This is a genomic window from Streptomyces sp. RPA4-2 (genome assembly GCF_012273515.2).
Taxonomy (GTDB): domain Bacteria; phylum Actinomycetota; class Actinomycetes; order Streptomycetales; family Streptomycetaceae; genus Streptomyces; species Streptomyces kaempferi.
Genome location: NZ_CP050975.2, coordinates 2,925,997 through 2,941,955, shown reverse-complemented (window position 1 = coordinate 2,941,955; position 15,959 = coordinate 2,925,997). Strand labels below are relative to the sequence as shown.

At 73.1% G+C, this 15,959-nt stretch carries 14 protein-coding genes and 1 pseudogene; 8 read left to right on the top strand and 7 right to left on the bottom strand.

All coding sequences use genetic code 11. The features are described from left to right. Positions 1-101: 101 nt before the first annotated feature. Complete coding sequence (locus HEP85_RS12640; RefSeq protein WP_168527880.1) at positions 102-1,841, bottom strand: MFS transporter; 1,740 nt, start codon at positions 1,839-1,841, stop codon at positions 102-104. 234 nt (positions 1,842-2,075) lie between these two features. Between HEP85_RS12640 and HEP85_RS12635 the strand changes: the two genes are divergently transcribed. The 3 genes from HEP85_RS12635 (at position 2,076) to HEP85_RS12625 (ending at position 5,032) form a co-directional block, all read left to right on the top strand. Beyond that, the gene (locus HEP85_RS12635) at positions 2,076-3,272 is read left to right on the top strand and encodes a lipid-transfer protein (RefSeq protein WP_168527879.1); all 1,197 of its coding nucleotides are present in this window, start codon (positions 2,076-2,078) and stop codon (positions 3,270-3,272) included. A 393-nt stretch (positions 3,273-3,665) separates the two neighbouring features. Continuing rightward, the gene (locus HEP85_RS12630) at positions 3,666-4,205 is read left to right on the top strand and encodes a SigE family RNA polymerase sigma factor (RefSeq protein ID WP_168527878.1); all 540 of its coding nucleotides are present in this window, start codon (positions 3,666-3,668) and stop codon (positions 4,203-4,205) included. After that, entirely contained in the window at positions 4,205-5,032 is an 828-nt protein-coding gene (locus HEP85_RS12625) for a hypothetical protein (RefSeq protein WP_369657697.1), read from the top strand. The genes HEP85_RS12630 and HEP85_RS12625 overlap by 1 nt, the downstream gene beginning before the upstream one ends. Before the next feature lie 72 nt (positions 5,033-5,104). Here the strand turns inward: HEP85_RS12625 and HEP85_RS12620 are convergent, their stop codons facing one another. From HEP85_RS12620 to HEP85_RS12605, 4 genes are all read right to left on the bottom strand, one after another. Continuing rightward, on the bottom strand, positions 5,105-5,737 hold the full coding sequence (locus HEP85_RS12620) for a response regulator transcription factor (protein ID WP_168533566.1): 633 nt from the start codon (positions 5,735-5,737) through the stop codon (positions 5,105-5,107). Positions 5,738-5,805: 68 nt separating this feature from the next. Next, a complete protein-coding gene (locus HEP85_RS12615; RefSeq protein ID WP_329287555.1) occupies positions 5,806-7,203 on the bottom strand; it encodes a sensor histidine kinase in 1,398 nt (465 codons plus the stop codon). 148 nt (positions 7,204-7,351) lie between these two features. Then, positions 7,352-8,074, bottom strand: coding sequence for an ABC transporter permease (locus tag HEP85_RS12610; protein WP_168527877.1), 723 nt, complete (start codon positions 8,072-8,074; stop codon positions 7,352-7,354). After that, positions 8,074-9,003, bottom strand: a complete 930-nt coding sequence (locus tag HEP85_RS12605; RefSeq protein WP_211117938.1) for an ABC transporter ATP-binding protein — start codon at positions 9,001-9,003, stop codon at positions 8,074-8,076. Before HEP85_RS12605 ends, HEP85_RS12610 begins: the two co-directional genes overlap by 1 nt. 268 nt (positions 9,004-9,271) lie before the next feature. Here HEP85_RS12605 and HEP85_RS12600 point away from each other — a divergent pair, with 268 nt between their 5' ends. Genes HEP85_RS12600 through HEP85_RS12590 form a run of 3 tightly spaced genes read left to right on the top strand, consistent with a single transcriptional unit; the run spans position 9,272 to position 12,256 of the window. After that, positions 9,272-10,156: a MaoC/PaaZ C-terminal domain-containing protein gene (locus tag HEP85_RS12600; RefSeq protein WP_168527876.1), complete on the top strand. Its 885-nt coding sequence runs from the start codon at positions 9,272-9,274 to the stop codon at positions 10,154-10,156. 30 nt (positions 10,157-10,186) lie between these two features. Further along, on the top strand, positions 10,187-11,263 hold the full coding sequence (locus tag HEP85_RS12595; protein WP_168527875.1) for a Zn-dependent alcohol dehydrogenase: 1,077 nt from the start codon (positions 10,187-10,189) through the stop codon (positions 11,261-11,263). Between the two features lie 36 nt (positions 11,264-11,299). After that, a complete protein-coding gene (locus tag HEP85_RS12590) occupies positions 11,300-12,256 on the top strand; it encodes a 3-oxoacyl-ACP reductase (protein ID WP_168527874.1) in 957 nt (318 codons plus the stop codon). A 228-nt stretch (positions 12,257-12,484) separates the two neighbouring features. Here the strand turns inward: HEP85_RS12590 and HEP85_RS12585 are convergent, their stop codons facing one another. Next, the gene (locus tag HEP85_RS12585) at positions 12,485-12,652 is read right to left on the bottom strand and encodes a hypothetical protein (RefSeq protein WP_329287543.1); all 168 of its coding nucleotides are present in this window, start codon (positions 12,650-12,652) and stop codon (positions 12,485-12,487) included. 58 nt (positions 12,653-12,710) lie between these two features. Beyond that, positions 12,711-14,102, bottom strand: a pseudogene (locus HEP85_RS12580) (hypothetical protein). A 253-nt stretch (positions 14,103-14,355) separates the two neighbouring features. On the opposite strand from HEP85_RS12580, the gene HEP85_RS12575 reads away from it, so the two are divergent. Next, the gene (locus HEP85_RS12575) at positions 14,356-15,216 is read left to right on the top strand and encodes a Nif3-like dinuclear metal center hexameric protein (protein ID WP_329526233.1); all 861 of its coding nucleotides are present in this window, start codon (positions 14,356-14,358) and stop codon (positions 15,214-15,216) included. Beyond that, positions 15,213-15,956, top strand: a complete 744-nt coding sequence (locus HEP85_RS12570; RefSeq protein ID WP_211118213.1) for a zinc ribbon domain-containing protein — start codon at positions 15,213-15,215, stop codon at positions 15,954-15,956. The genes HEP85_RS12575 and HEP85_RS12570 overlap by 4 nt, the downstream gene beginning before the upstream one ends. Positions 15,957-15,959: the final 3 nt, after the last annotated feature.

Below are 15,959 nucleotides of genomic sequence, written 5' to 3'. Positions count from 1 at the left end.
GGGAGGCGGGGGGCCGACCGGGGCCCACGGGGACCCGGCCGACGGGACTGGTGGTGCCGGTTCCGGTGGTGCCGGTTCCGGTGGTGCCGGTCCGTTCGGATCTACGCGGGGACCGTCTCGCCCGGCAGGGCGAGGTCGAGGTCGACGGGGCGGTCGTCGCCGGAGTGCGTCGCCGAGGAGGCGAGCGGGCCGTGGCCCGCGGCCCTGGCCGCGAGGACGTACGCGCCCTGGGCGGGCACCGCCAGCGTGTAGCTGCCGTCCTCCCCGGAGAGGGTGGCGCCCGCCTGGCGGCCGCGCCGGTCGATCAGGGTGACCTTGGCACGGGCGACGGGATCGCCGTCGGTGTTCAGGACCCGGCCGCGGAAGCCCCCGAGCACCTCGTGGGCCCGCTCCAGCGCGGCGTCCTCGGCGCTGCTGGCGAGCAGCTGCGGCTTGGTCGCCTGCCGCTGGCGGGGCAGGAAGAGGGCCATGACCAGGCCCACGGCCACCGCGCCCGTCGCGATCATGAAGGAGACCCGGAAGCCGTGCATGGTCGGGACCGCGACACCGCCGACGTCGTTCGCGGTGTTCGCGAGCACCATGCCGATGACGGCGCTGGACACCGACGTGCCGATCGAGCGCATCAGCGTGTTGAGACCGTTGGCCGCACCCGTCTCCGAGGCCGGGACGGAGCCGACGATCAGGGCGGGCAGCGAGGAGTAGGCGAGGCCGATGCCCGCGCCCAGGACCACCGCGATCACGATGGTCTGCCAGGCGGCGCTCATCAGGCCGAGCCCCGCGCCGTAGCCGATCCCGATGATCAGCATGCCGAGGATCAGCGTGACCTTGGGGCCGTACTTGGCGGAGATCCGGGCGTAGACCGGCGCGGTGAACATCATCGTCAGGCCGAGCGGCGCCACGCACAGACCCGCGACCACCATCGACTGGCCGAGGCCGTAACCGGTGGCCTTCGGCAGCTGGAGGAGCTGCGGCAGGACGAGGGAGACGACGTAGAAGGAGACACCGACCATGATCGAGGCGAGGTTGGTGAAGAGCACCGAGCGGCGGACGGTGGTGCGCAGGTCGACCAGCGGCGCCTTCACGCGCAGCTCCATCACACCCCACAGCACGAGCACGACGGCCGACGCGGCGAACAGGCCGAGCGTGGTGCCCGAGCTCCAGCCCCAGTCGCTGCCCTTGGTGATCGGCAGCAGGAAGAGGACGAGACCCGCGGACAGGCCTATCGCCCCCAGTACGTCGAAGGTGCCCTCGGCGCGCATCGGGGACTCCGGCACGGCGACGAGGGTCAGCACGATCGAGACGACGCCGAGCCCGGCGGCGAGGAAGAACAGGGAGTGCCAGTCGGCGTGCTGCGCGACCACGGCCGCGAGCGGGAGTGCGAGACCGCCGCCGACGCCGATCGAGGAGCTCATCAGGGCCATCGCCGAGCCGAGCTTCTCGCGGGGCAGCATGTCGCGCATCAGGCCGATGCCGAGCGGGATCGCGCCCATGGCGAAGCCCTGCAGCGCGCGGCCGGCGATCATCACGAGCAGGTCGCTGGTGAACCCGGCGATCAGCGAGCCGACGACCATCACGGACAGGCTCGTGAGCAGCATGCGCCGCTTGCCGAAGAGGTCACCTAGCCGGCCCATGATCGGGGTGGCGACGGCTCCCGCGAGCAGCGTCGAGGTCAGGACCCAGGTGGCGTTGCTGGGGGCGGTGCCCAGCAGCTTCGGCAGGTCCTTGATGACCGGGACGAGCAAGGTCTGCATCACCGCGACAACGATGCCCGCGAAGGCCAGCACCGGCACGACCGCAGTACTGGTCCTCCGGGCGGGCTGTTGGGTCGTCGTGTGCGTCATTGCGTGAGGCCTCCAGGCCGGGAGAGGAAAGCGGGGGAACGATCCGTGCGGGAATCCGTGCGGGAGTCGATGCGGATACGTGCAAGGTGAACCCGGTGCGCCGGGGCAACTATTCCGATGCTTCGGCGTACTAACGAAAACTTGACCTTCTCGTGAGGATCTGAACGTCCGTCAGATCTGGTGTCTCAATAGAACGTGTTCTAGTCTGGCGCGCACCGCGAGGCTGGGGGTGCCGTGAAGGCGTACGTCGTCGGGGTCGGGATGACCCGTTTCGAGAAGCCGGAGACCCGGGAGTGGCAGTACTGGGACATGGCGAAGGAGGCGGGCACCCATGCCCTGCGGGACGCGGGGATCGCGTACTCCGACGTCCGGCAGGTGCCCGTCGGCCACTGCTTCCAGGCCTCCACCGCCGGGCAGCGGGCCGCCTACGAGCTGGGCCTGACCGGCGTGCCCGTCTACAACGTCAACAACAACTGCGCCACCGGGGCGAGCGCCCTGATGCTGGCGCGGCAGTTCGTCGAGGGTGGGATCTCGGACTGCGTGCTGGCACTGGGGTTCGAGAAGATGAAGCGCGGGGCGCTGGGCGGCGGGGCCGACGGCGGGGACTTCGCGACCTCCCCGGTGGCCCGGCACTACGGGATCATGGCCGCCCGGCACGGCTTCGAGATGTCCCCGCCCACCGCGCAGATCTTCGGTGACGCGGCACGCGAGCACATGGAGAGGTACGGGACCACCGAGGCGCAGCTCGCCGCCGTCGGTGCCAAGAACCACCGGCACTCGGCCCACAACCCGTACGCCCAGTTCCAGGACGTGTACGGGGTCGACGAGGTCCTCGCCTCCCGGGCCGTGCACCGGCCGCTGACGAAGCTCCAGTGCTCGCCCACCTCCGACGGCGCCGCGGCGGCCGTCGTCGTGTCCGAGCGGTTCGCCGAGGAGCGCGGGCTGGGCGGCAGGGCGGTGGAGATCGTCGCGCAGGCGATGACCACGGACACCGAGGAGTCCTTCGCCTCCGGGTCGTGCATCGACGTCGTGGGGCAGCCCATGTCCCGGGAGGCCGCGCGCCAGGTCTACGAGCGGGCGGGGCTCGGCATCCACGACGTGGACGTCGTGGAACTGCACGACTGCTTCTCGATCAACGAACTGCTGACGTACGAGGCGCTCGGCATGTGCGGCGAGGGGGAGTCCGGCAAGCTCGTCGAGTCGGGGGCCACCACCTACGGCGGGCGGTGGGTGGTGAACCCGTCCGGCGGCCTGATCTCGAAGGGGCACCCGCTGGGGGCGACCGGGATCGCCCAGGTGGCCGAGCTGGTCTGGCAGTTGCGGGGCGAGGCCGGCGAGCGCCAGGTGGCGGACGCGCGGGTCGGCCTCGCCCACAACATCGGGCTCGGCGGGGCGGCCGTGGTCACGCTGCTGCGGGCGGCACGCGACTGAACCGGGGCGGGGACCGGCGTCGTACGTCTCCGGCGGGCGCCTGCCGCCGGGTCCGCCGTACGGGCGGGAGGGGCCGGTGTCCGTGGTGACCAAGCCCTCCGGCAAGCCCTCCGGCAAGCCGTCCCGGGCGATCCCGGCAACCAGCCGTCCAGGCCCTTGTGGCCGGCCCCTGGCCGGAGGGCGGCCGCCCGGACCCTGGAGGCGGGGACGGCCCGGACCCCGGAGCCCCCGCCGGGAGCCGCGCGCCGGCCCCTCGTACGGTGTGGACCTGCGAGGTCCGGCGGCGCGGGGCCCGTCCCGTCGGGCCCGCCGGGATCGCCGCGGAGGATCTCCGGCCACCGAGGCAACGAAAACCGGTGCTCGTGGACTCCTATGCACATCTAGGAGGTGCCCATGGGGGATCGGAAACAGGCCCGGGACGAGGAGTTCCAGGGCTTCGTCGTCGGCCGGTGGCCGCGGCTGCTGCGTACGGCGTTTCTCCTCACGGGGGAGCAGCACGCGGCCGAGGACCTGGTCCAGTCGACGCTGGAACAGGTGTACGTGGCCTGGCGCAGGGTCGACACGGCCGACGACCCGGACGCGTACGTACGGCGCGTGATGATCAACGCGCATGCCCGCAGGCACCGCCGGCGTCTCAAGGAGTTCCTGGCGCCGAAGGACGACTCGGGCCTCACCCACGAGGTTCCCGAGGGCGGCGACCGGATGGCCCAGGCCGACGACCGCAGCGCCCTGCTGAAGGCCCTCGCCCAGTTGCCGCCACGCCAGCGCGAGGCGGTCGTCCTGCGGTACTGGGAGGACCTGAGCGAGGCACGGGTGGCGGAGGCGATGGGCTGCTCGGTGGGCGCGGTGAAGAGCAACGCGGCGAAGGGGATCGCGAAGCTCCGCGCCGTACCGGGACTGGCCGACATGGTGACGTACGGAGGGCGGAAGTGATGAACGCGGACCGGGAGAGCGACCACGACATGACGCACGGGGACATCGCCGTGCTGCTGGCCACGGCCGCGGACGAGGTGAGGATCGGCCCGGCCCCCTGCCAGGCGCTGGTGCGCGGCGGCCGGCGCCGCAGGGCCCGCCGCTGGGCGCTGGCCGCGACCGCGGCCCTGGTGGTCGCCGGCTCGACGGGGACGCTGGCTGTGGCCGGGGTGACGGGCGACGACGCGCAGCGGGTCTCGCCGGCCGCGACACGGCCGCCGGTGAGCGACGAACGGCATCTGTACGCGCCGTGGAGCAGCGACCTCGCCAGGGGAACCGAGCACGGCAAGAAGTGGAAGGTGGTCATCTACGTGTGGGGCGCGCCCCGTGACCGGACCGAGGCGCAGCGCCAGCTGGACGCCATGACCGACTCCGGGTTCGAGAAACCGGGGGTGCAGCCGTCCACCGCCTCCGGACTCGTCGGTAAGAGCGCGTACTTCGTGCGCCTGACACTGGACGGCAGGACGACGACCAGGATGCGGGGGTCGTTCGAAAAGGGCGACAACGCGTTCCAGCAGTCCGCCGCGATGCCGCTCGCGACGACGAAGACGGCCACGAGCCGTTCCGACGAACGGCTCGTGGTCGGTCAGGTCTCCACGACCGCCCAGGAGGTGACCTGTACTTGGGACGACGCCACGACGACCACGGCGTCCAGGCCGGCCCCGGGGACGGGCATCGTCGGGGACTTCGAGGACGCGATCCGCCCGGCGGACGGCTCCCCGTCCGACTGGTACGTCTGCGTGGGACCGGAGGGCAGGACCTTCAGGACCGTGGCGGTGACGAAGTAGGAGGCGTGCGGACGGCGCCGCGCGGCAGGAGGCGTGCGGCAGGGGGCGTGCTGCGACGCGGGCGGCCGCCGGTCAGAGCCATCCCTGCTGACGGGCCTCCCGCATCGCCTCCATACGGTTGCGGGTGCCGGTCTTGCCGATCGCGGAGGACAGGTAGTTGCGGACCGTCGACTCGGACAGGTGGAGCCTGCCCGCGATGTCGGCGACGGTGGCGCCGTCCACGGAGGCCTTCAGCACGTCGCACTCGCGGGCGGTGAGCGGACTGGGTCCGGCACTCAGCGCGGCGGCGGCCAGCGCCGGGTCGATGACCCTCTCGCCGGTCAGCACCCGCCGGATCGCCTCGGCCAGCTCCTCCACGGGGCCGTCCTTGACCAGGAACCCCGCGGCGCCCGCCTCCATGGCGCGGCGCAGATACCCGGGCCGTCCGAAGGTGGTGAGGATCAACACCCGGCAGTCCGGGGCCTGTCGGCGCAGCTCGGCGGCGGCGTCCAGACCGCTCATGCCGGGCAGTTCGATGTCCAGCAGGGCCACGTCCGGGCGGTGCAGCAGCGCGGCGTCCACGATCGCGTCGCCCGACGCGACCTGCGCGACGACCTCCAGATCCTCCTCCATGCCGAGCAGCAGGGCGAGCGCCCCGCGCATCATTCCCTGGTCCTCGGCGAGCAGGACCCTCACACACTTCACCGGCCGGTGGTCCCGGGGCATCTCGTCCACGGGCCCAGCGTAGGGGTGCGGCAGCGTCATGTCCTCGACGGACGGGGTGAGAGGGGTGGTCACCGGGCCCCGGGTGTCCTGGAGAGCGGCAGCTCCGCCGGGTCCGCGGGGAGCCGGTCCTGCGCCGGGCGTTCCCCCGCCGCGGGGCCGCCCGCCGCGGAGAGGCCGCCCTCGACGGGGAGTTCGCCCTCCACCGGGTCGCCTTCGACGGGGAGTTCGCCCTCCACCGGGAGCTCGGCCGTGACCGTGAAGCCGCCGCGCGGGGACGGGCCGGCCCGCAGGGACCCGCCGGCCGCCGCCAGGCGTTCGGTCAGGCCCTTCAGGCCGGTTCCGCCGATGCCCGGCACGGGCGACGGGGAGAGCACCCCGTCCCCGTCGTCCGCGACCTCCAGACGGACCCGGTCCCGCGTGCCGGAGACGCTGATCTCGCAGCGGGTCGCGCCGCTGTGCCGGAGGACGTTGGTGACCGCCTCGCGCAGCACCCAGCCGAGCAGGGCCTCGGACCGCGGCACGAGGGGCGGCCCCGACTGCCGTACGACCGGGTCGACGCCCACCGCGGACAGTGCGGAGCGGGCCCGGTCCAGCTCGGTGGCGAGGCTGCCCTCGCGGTAGCCGGTGACCGCCTCGCGGATCTCCGTGAGGGCCTGGCGGCCGACCGACTCGATGTCCGCGACCTGCACCAGGGCCGCCTCCAGATCGCGGGGCGCCAGCCGGCGGGCAGCCTCCGACTTCACCACGATCACGGAGAGCGTGTGGCCGAGCAGGTCGTGCAGGTCACGGGAGAAACGCAGGCGCTCCTTCTCGACGGCGCGCCGGGCCAGCTCCTCACGGGCCGCCCGCAGTTCCCGTACCGCCTCTGCGAGGGACAGGATCGCCGCCGTGACCATCGTGGACAGGAAGGTGCCGTACGCGATGTTGATCGCGTCCCAGCCCTCCCGGACGCCGGAGACCCCGCCCGCCAGCGCGGCCAGACCGATACCCGTCCGGCCGAGCCAGGGGCCGCGCAGGGTCGCCCCCACCGCGAGACCCAGCAGCGGGAAGAACAGCAGCCAGTTGCCGCCGTAGCCGATGGCGAGGGCGCAGGTCAGCACGCCCATCGCGGCCAGCGCCAGACGCGTGGAGAGGGCCTCGCGCTTCTCCTTCACGAAGGCACGGAACGCGACGTTGATGTACAGGGAGTTGAAGGTGAACAGGCCGATGGCGCCTATCCAGGGGTGCGAGGACCTGTCCTGGAACAGGTTGGAGAAGGCGCCCATGCCCAGCAGCAGCCAGGGCAGCAGGGCGAACCCGGTCGGCGGCGGGCCCGGATTCTCGGGCAGCGGCTGCCCGTTCCGCCGCGCGGTGCGCCGCTCCGCCTTGAACCGCGCCATGTCCGCCCTCCACCGCCGCCGCGACTCCCGCCACGCCGTCATCCGGCAGACGACTCCACGCATCCACGAGCTCCGCGTCCACGCCATGTCCGTGCTCCCCGCTCCCCGTTTCCCGTTTCCGGTTCCCCGCTCCTGCCGGGACCTTTCCCCGCCGCCGTACGGGCGGACCCCCGCCCGCCCGACCGCCGCCGCCCTGAGGTGCGGACCGCCGCGGTACGGGCGGCCCGCCCCCGTTTCAGGCCGCCCGCCCGGCCCTGCGGTACGAGACCACAGCGTACGAACCGAAGGCCAGCAGCCAGGCCACGAGCACCGCGACCGCGCCGAGCGCCGGAGGGCGGCCGTCGGTGACGGACATGCCGAGCTCCGCGAAGCGGTTGGCCGGCGTGTACACGGACACCGACTGCAGCCAGCCCGGGAACAGCGTGATCGGGAACCACAGACCGCCCACCACCGAGAGCCCCAGGTTGCACGCCATGTTCGCGACGCCGGTGGTCTGCGCGGTCAGCCGGTAGCCGTTGCCGAGGCCGAGCAGCGTGAACGGGACGGAGCCGAGCCAGAGCAGCACCGCGACCGCCGCCCACTGCCAGGCCGCCAGCCGCACGCCGTTGACCACCCCGCCCGCCGTCAGCACCGCGGCGATCGCCGGCAGCACGGTCACCGAGCCGGTCAGCGCCCGCCCCAGCACCACCTCGCGCGGTGTCATCGGCGTCACCCGGAGCTGTCGCAGCCAGCCGGTCACCCGGTCCTCGGCGACCCCGCCGCCGGTGTTCAGGGCCGAACCCACCGCCCCGTACGCGGCCATCCCGATCATCGAACCGGTCTTCCAGCCGTCGTCGTCGCCTCCGCCGCCGAGGTTGGTGAACAGCAGGTACATCATCACGGGCATCGCCACGCCACCGATCACGAAGCCGGTGTCGCGCAGCGTGCGGCGTACCTCCAGCCGCAGGTAGTCCAGCATCACACCGCCTCCAGAGCAGATGAGGTGAGGGCCAGGAACGCGTCGTCCAGTGACGCCGCGGTGACCTCCAGGCCACGGATCGAGCCCCGTTGGGCCAGTGCGACCACCGTCGCGTCCGAGTCGTCCGTGCGCAGCCGCGCCCGGTCCCCGCGCACCTCCACCGACACCACGCCGGGCAGCAGGGTCAGCCCCTGCGTGCCCGCCCCGGCCAGGTCGAAGGAGACCAGGTTGCCGCCCACCGACCGCTTGAGCTGCTCACCGGTGCCGTCCGCGACGATCCGCCCCCGGTCGATGACGAGGATCCGGTCCGCGTGCGCGTCGGCCTCGTCCAGGTAGTGCGTGGAGAACAGGACGGTGTGCCCGCGCCGCGCGTACGCCCGCATCGACGCCCAGAACGCCTGCCGCGCCTCCACGTCCAGCGCGGCGGTCGGCTCGTCGAGCACGATCAGCGCGGGGTTCCCGGCGAGCGCCACCGCGAACCGCACCCGCTGCGACTGGCCGCCGGAGAGCCGGTCGGCGCGCCGCCCCGCCAGCTCCGCGATCCCCGCCAGCCGCAGTGCCTCGTCCACCGGCAGCGGCGCCGGATAGCGGCCCGCCACGAAGGAGACCAGCTCGCGGACGGTCGCGCGGGGCACCGGCCGCGACTCCTGGAGCATGGCGCCGACCCGCCCGGCGCGCACCGCCCGCTCCGGGGACCCGCCGAAGAGCGCGACCGATCCCTCGTCGGGTTCGTTCAGTCCGAGCAGGAGGGAGATCGTGGTCGACTTGCCCGCCCCGTTGCGCCCGAGCAGCGCCACGGTCTCGCCGCGGGCGATCTCCAGATCCACCCCGTCCACGGCGCGCACCGCGCCGAACGCCTTGACGGCCCCCGTGAAGGACACCGCCGCTTCCGTCTCCGTCGTTCCCGTCGTCCCCGTCGTCCATGTCATGAGGACGACGCTACGAGCCGGGGTGCCGGGCCCGGCAGAGGCAGTTGTGGGCAGTCGGCCGGGACAAATGTCACGGCCCTTGCCGCGAGCCCGGATCTGACGTGACGTCAGCAGCCTTCACAACTCCGGGGCGCTGGGCTATACAGGGGGTCGCCGTACTGGAACGCGTTCTAGAACAGGCGGGTTCCGAGGCCCCGTGTCGACCTCGGTGCGGCCGACGGTGCGGACGGCCGCATCGAGGTCTTTCGCGCTAGTGATCAGGAGCCCCATGCCCATCGACGCCGCAAAGGCCCTCGCCGCCGAACCCCGCATCGGTGAGATCACCTGGGACCGGAAGGACGTCCAGCTCTACCACCTCGGCCTCGGAGCGGGCGCGAACCCGGACAAGCGCAGCCCCGCCACGGACGCCGACGAACTGCGTTACACCCTCGAGTCCAGGCTGCACGTCCTGCCGAGCTTCGCCACCGTCGCGGGCGCCGGCTCACCCGGTGTGATCAGCGGTCTGTCCATGCCCGGGGTCGACGTCGACCTCACCCGCGTGCTGCACGGCGGGCAGCGCGTCGTACTGCACCGCCCGATACCGGCCGAGGGCAGGGCGACGGCCACCGGACGGATCGCCGCCGTGTACGACAAGGGCAAGGCCGCGATCCTGGTCATGCGCACCGAGGTCGCGGACGCCGGGGGACCGCTGTGGACGAACGACGCCCAGATCTTCGTACGGGGAGAGGGCGGCTGGGGCGGCGACCGCGGCCCCTCCACCCGCCTCGACGCACCGGAGGGTCCGCCGGACCGGACCGTCGAGCGCCCGGTCCGCGAGGACCAGGCGCTGCTCTACCGGCTCTCCGGCGACTGGAACCCGCTGCACGCCGACCCGGACTTCGCCAAGCTGGCCGGCTTCGAGCGGCCGATCCTGCACGGACTGTGCACGTACGGCGTGACGCTCAAGGCGGTCGTCGACACGCTGCTCGGCGGGGACGTGTCCCGCGTGCGCTCGTACACCACCCGCTTCGCCGGTGTCGTGTTCCCCGGCGAGACCCTGCGCGTCCGCATGTGGCGCGGGCCGGCCCCGGACGGCGGGATCCGGGTGTCGGTGACCGCGGCCGACCGGGACGACGCGCCGGTGCTGGCCGACACCGTCGTCGAGCACGCGTGAGCCCAGCCCACCGTTGAGAGGAGCCGCACCATGCGCGCAGCCGTACAGCACGAGACAGGCCAGGACAAACTCGACGTCCTCGACGACGTCGAGGCGGTGGGCTTCGGCCCCGGACGGGTCAGGATCCGGGTGCGGGCCACCGGACTGTGCCACTCGGATCTGTCCGCGATGAGCGGCGTACTGCCGCAGCCCGCGCCGTTCGTGCCCGGTCACGAGGGCGCCGGGGAGGTCACCGAGGTCGGCGAGGGCGTCACCCGTCTCAAGCCCGGCGACCGGGTCGTCGTCTGCTGGCTGCCGGCCTGCGGCGCCTGTCCGGCCTGCAAGCGCGGCCAGACCGAGCTGTGCCTGGCCGGGTTCATGAACGCGGGCACCCCCAACTTCAGGCGCTCGGGCCAGGATGTCTTCGGCTTCGCGGGGACCGGCACCTTCGCGGAGGAGGTCGTGGTGGACGCGGGCTGCGCCGTGCCCATCCCCGACGACGTGCCGTTCGACATCGCGGCCCTCATCGGCTGCGGTGTCACGACCGGGCTGGGCGCCGCCCTCAACACCGCCGACGTGGAGGCCGGTTCGTCGGTCGCGGTGATCGGCTGCGGCGGCGTCGGCATCTCCGCCATCCAGGGCGCGCGGCTCAAGGGCGCCGCCGAGATCGTCGCCGTCGACCCGGTCGCCTCCCGTCGCGAGGCCGCGCTGAGGTTCGGCGCGACGAGGGCGGTCGCGCCGGACGGACTCGCCGACGCCAAGCAGTCGGTGACCGCGGGCGAGGGCTTCGACTACGTCTTCGAGGTCGTCGGCAGGTCGGCCACCGCCCGCACCGCCTACGAGAACACCCGGCGCGGCGGCACCCTCGTCGTGGTCGGCGCGGGCGCCATGGACGACTTCCTCCAGCTCAACATGTTCGAGCTGTTCTTCGACGAGAAGCGCATCCTGCCCTCCATGTACGGCGGCGGTGACGTCCTGCGCTCCTACGAGCGGACCATCGCCCTGTGGCGTGCGGGCCGCATCGATCTGGAGGGCCTGATCACCCACCGGGTGCCGCTGTCCGGGATCAACGAGGCACTGGACCAGATGCGGACGGGTACCGCCCTGCGCACCTGCATCGAGATCTGACCCCGAATCCGACCCCGACCACCGCTGAGGACCCTGATGTCACTGCCACTCGAGGGGCTGACCGCGATCGTCACCGGCGCGGGGCGCGGCCTCGGCCGGGCCGAGGCGCTGGAGCTCGCCGGCCTGGGCGCGTCCGTCGTCGTCAACGACTACGGACGTCCCGGGCGGGACGGTTCGGGCGCGGCCTCGGCCGCGCCCGCCGAGGAGGTCGCCGCCGAGATCCGTGCCGCGGGCGGCCGTGCCCTCGCCCACACCGGCGACGTCGCCGACCACGAACAGGCCCGCGGGCTGGTCGAGTCGGCGGTCGCCGAGTTCGGCGGACTGGACATCCTGGTCAACAACGCGGGCATCCTGCGCGACCGGATGGTCTTCTCGATGTCCGAGGAGGAGTGGGACTCGGTGATCCGGGTCCATCTCAAGGGCCACTTCAACATGACGCACTTCGCGTCCGTGCACTGGCGGGCACGGTCCAAGGCGGCGGACGGGCCGGTGTACGGGCGGATCGTCAACACCTCGTCGGAGGCGTTCCTCGCGGGCTCGGCGGGACAGCCCAACTACGCGGCGGCCAAGGGCGGGATCGTCGGTCTGACCACGTCGACCGCGCTGGCGCTGGCCAGGTACGGGGTGACGGCGAACGTCATCTGCCCGCGTGCCAGGACCCGTATGACCGAGGACGTGTTCGCGGGCTTCCCGGCCCGACAGGCCGGTGCGGAAGGGGGGGAGGGGCTGGACCCGCTCGCCCCCGAGCATGTGGCCCCGCTCGTCGGCTACTTGGTCTCGCCCGCCGCCGCGCACGTCAACGGGCAACTGCTCGTCGTGCACGGCGGCATGGTGGCGGTCGTCGAACGGCCGCGGGTGGCCGCCAAGTTCGACACCAAGCAGGACGCCTTCACCTACGACGAACTCGACGCCCTGCTCAGCCCGCACTACGCCGGGCGCCCGCGCGGGGAGACGTTCGCGGCGGCGGAGGTACTCGGACTGAAGCGCGGGTAGCACCCGACCGGACGGGACCAGGCGGGGCCGGGCGGGGCCGGGCGGGACTGTGCGGGACCATGCCGGACCGGGTGGGACCGTACCGGGCCGACCGGCCGTGACCGGGAGATCCAGGGAGCGCGAGCGGGCCCCGGAGGCGTGAGGGAGATCCCGCGGCGGACACCGACGGCACGACACGGCCCCGCTCACCTCGGGTGAGCGGGGCCGTGTCGTAGGTCCGACGTGCTGTCAGGCCGACCTGTCCGGCCGGCCGGCCGGCTTGCGGTGCCGGCCGTGCGGCATGGCCTCGTCGTCCTGGCCGGAGACCGGCCCCCGGTGCCTGCCGTGGCCCGCGGCCTGCGCCGCGGCGTCCTGGGCGTCGGTGACCGGCGGTTCCATGGTGCTGATGTCGCTCATCTGATGTTCACCCCGTCAACAAGATCCTTCTTTGTAGCCGGGGGATTCTAACCGTTGGTCATGGCCGGTTCGTCGGCGGGTGACCGGGACGCGCCCCGGCAAGTTCCACCCGTTCCCATCCACCGGGCGTCCTGCCCCCGGCTCCCCGCTCGCCCCGGGCCACCGGAAAGGCCGGAGCGATCGGGACGATCGGAAGGGCGGAAACGAACGGAAGGGCGAGGACGGCCGGAACGGGCCCGTCCTGTCCCACCGGCCGGCCGGACGGAGCGGCCCGGCCGGTCAGGGGCGCCTGTTGCAGCGGGACCGGACGCGCGGCCACCCGTTCCGGTGGACGTGCGCACTCCGCGTCCACCGGAACGGGTGGCGCCTCCAGCCACGCCACCCCGCACGGCACCGCCCCCGTGGAGTAGGGCAGTTGGAGCAAGCCGTCCTCCGTCAACCGGCCCGCCCCCGCCAACCACCCCTCCGGCGCCGGGAGATGGTGGACCTGGCGCTCGACGGGCCGCCACATCCCCACCCAGGTGCTTACTTACCCGTCGATCCGCAGGGCCACCGCGCAGCGCTCCGGCGTCAGGACCTGCCCCGGCTGGATCGCGAACGGTGTCACCGCGCAGTCCGAGGCGCGCAGACACTCCGGGAAGCGGACCGGCAGCGTGCTCCCCAGCACCCCCCAGCCCAGCCGGGCGTGCCCCGGCGAGGGCGCGTCCGAGCGGATGAGCAGCAACCCGCTGTCGGCGTCCGCGAGCAGCAGCCGGTCGTTGCTGTCCTCGGCGATCTGCAGCAGCGGTGACACCTCGCCGCCGCGCTCCAGGTCGACGACCACGGTCTTGGTCCGGCCGCCGTGGAAACGGTCCAGCGCCAGCATGCGTCCCGTGCCGTCCAGCCACACCCCGCCCGAACAGCGGCCCGGGATCTCGGCGAGGTGCTCGGGGCCGAAGGCGCCGCCCGCCACCAGCCAGACCGCCGTGGACCCCCGTCCCACGGCGAGGGCGTACGCGTGCTCCCCATCCGGCGCGGGCGGCAGCAGCCACAGCCGGGAGCCCTCCTCCAGGCACTCCACCGCGCCCAGCGGCAGCTCCCCGGTGCCGGGCCCGGTCGGATACAGCAGCGAGAACGCGTGCCGCCCGGCCGTCACCCGGTGGATCAGCACCCGTCCGTCGGTCATCGGCAGCACCTCGGTGCCGGGCTCCTCCGGCTGGTGGGACGGCAGCGGTACGGCGTACGGCTCGGGGCCGTCCAGCGTCCAGCGCTCCGGGAACCAGCACTCCCCGTCGAGCGCGAGGCGCGCCGCGTAGGTTCCGTCGGCGGTGATCACACATCCGGGGCGGCTGGCCCGCCCGTTCCCGTGATCCGCGTTCGCCGGGTTGCCCCGGTTCTCCGGGTTCCCAGGGTTCCCAGGGTTCCCAGGGTTCTCGTGGTTTGCCGCGGGCTCGGTCGCACAGGCCGTCATCGCTCGGTCACCTCCGGCGACGAAGCTAGTTTTCGTACGCACAGACGCGGGACCGACGCCCGGCCGCTTCACACATAAGGGTGGCCAAGTCGCGATTCGCCTGAGGGAACGGGGACGGATGTGCTGAGCGGGGCGCGGAGGAGGGGGTGGGGCCGGGGTGACCACGGCCCCCGTGCCCGGAGGCGGCCCGCCCGCCCGGTCGGGAGAACCCGCGACCGGTGGGACACGGACGCGAGGCAGGTAGCCTTTGCCCGTGCCCCGTCTGTCTGAAGTCATCGCCGCGCTCGACGCCCTCTGGCCGCCCGAGAGGGCCGAGGGATGGGACGCGGTCGGCACCGTCTGCGGCGACCCCGACCAGGGGGTGACGCGGGTCCTGTTCGCGGTCGACCCGGTCCAGGACGTCGTCGACGAGGCGGTGAAGCTGGGCGCCGACCTGCTGGTCACCCACCACCCGCTCTATCTGCGCGGGACGACGACGGTCGCGGCCGGCACCTTCAAGGGCCGGGTCGTGCACACCCTCATCAAGAACGACATCGCGCTGCACGTCGCGCACACCAACGCCGACCGGGCCGACCCCGGTGTCTCGGACGCCCTGGCCGGCGCGCTCGACCTCCGTGTCGTACGCCCCCTCGTGCCGGACCCGACCGACCCCGAAGGGCGCCGTGGCCTGGGCCGCGTCTGTGAACTGGACCACCCGGTGACCGTCAGCGAGTTCGCCGCGCGGGTCGCCGGGCGGCTGCCGGCCACCGCGCAGGGCATCCGGGTCGCGGGCGACCCCGACGCGCTCGTACGGACCGTCGCGGTCAGCGGCGGCTCCGGCGACAGCCTTTTCGACGACGTGCGGGCCGCGGGTGTCGACGCCTTCCTCACCGCGGACCTCCGCCACCACCCGGCGTCGGAGTTCACGGCGGTCCGCGCCCCCAGTCCTCTCGCGCTGCTCGACGCGGCGCACTGGGCCACCGAGTGGCCCTGGTGCGAGCTGGCCGCCACCCAGCTCGACGAGATCTCCGACCGTCACGGATGGGACCTGCGGGTCCACGTCTCGAAGACGGTCACCGACCCCTGGACCGCCCACGCGGCCTCGAACACCGACACATCTGGAGCCCCCAACTGAACGCCGCGCCCGCCGACCAGATCCGACTCCTCGACGTCCAGACCCTCGACGCACGCCTGCAGCAGCTCGCGCACAAGCGGAGGTCGCTGCCCGAGCACGCCGAGATCGAGTCGCTGAACAAGGACCTCACGCAGCTGCGCGACCTGCTCGTCGCCGCGCAGACCGAGGAGAGCGACTGCGCCCGCGAGCAGACCAAGGCGGAGCAGGACGTCGACCAGGTGCGCCAGCGCGCCACCCGTGACCAGCAGCGCCTGGACTCGGGAGCCGTGACCTCCCCCAAGGACCTGGAGAACCTGCAGCGCGAGATCACCTCCCTCGCCAAGCGGCAGGGCGACCTGGAGGACGTCGTCCTGGAGGTCATGGAGCGCCGCGAGTCCGCGCAGGAGCGGGTCGCCGAACTGACCGAGCGGGTCTCCTCCGTCCAGTCGAGGATCGACGACGCCACCGGACGACGGGACGCGGCCTTCGAGTCCCTCGACGGTGAGACGGCCACGGTGACGAAGGAGCGCGGCGTCGTCGCGGGTTCGGTCCCGGCCGATCTCCTCAAGCTCTACGACAAGCTGCGCGACCAGCAGGGCGGCGTCGGTGCGGCCCGGCTCTACCAGCGCCGCTGCGAGGGCTGCCGCCTGGAGCTCAACATCACCGAGGTCAACGACGTCAAGGCGGCCTCCCCGGACACCGTGCTGCGCTGCGAGAACTGCCGCCGGATCCTGGTGCGCACGTCCGAGTCCGGCCTGTAGGGG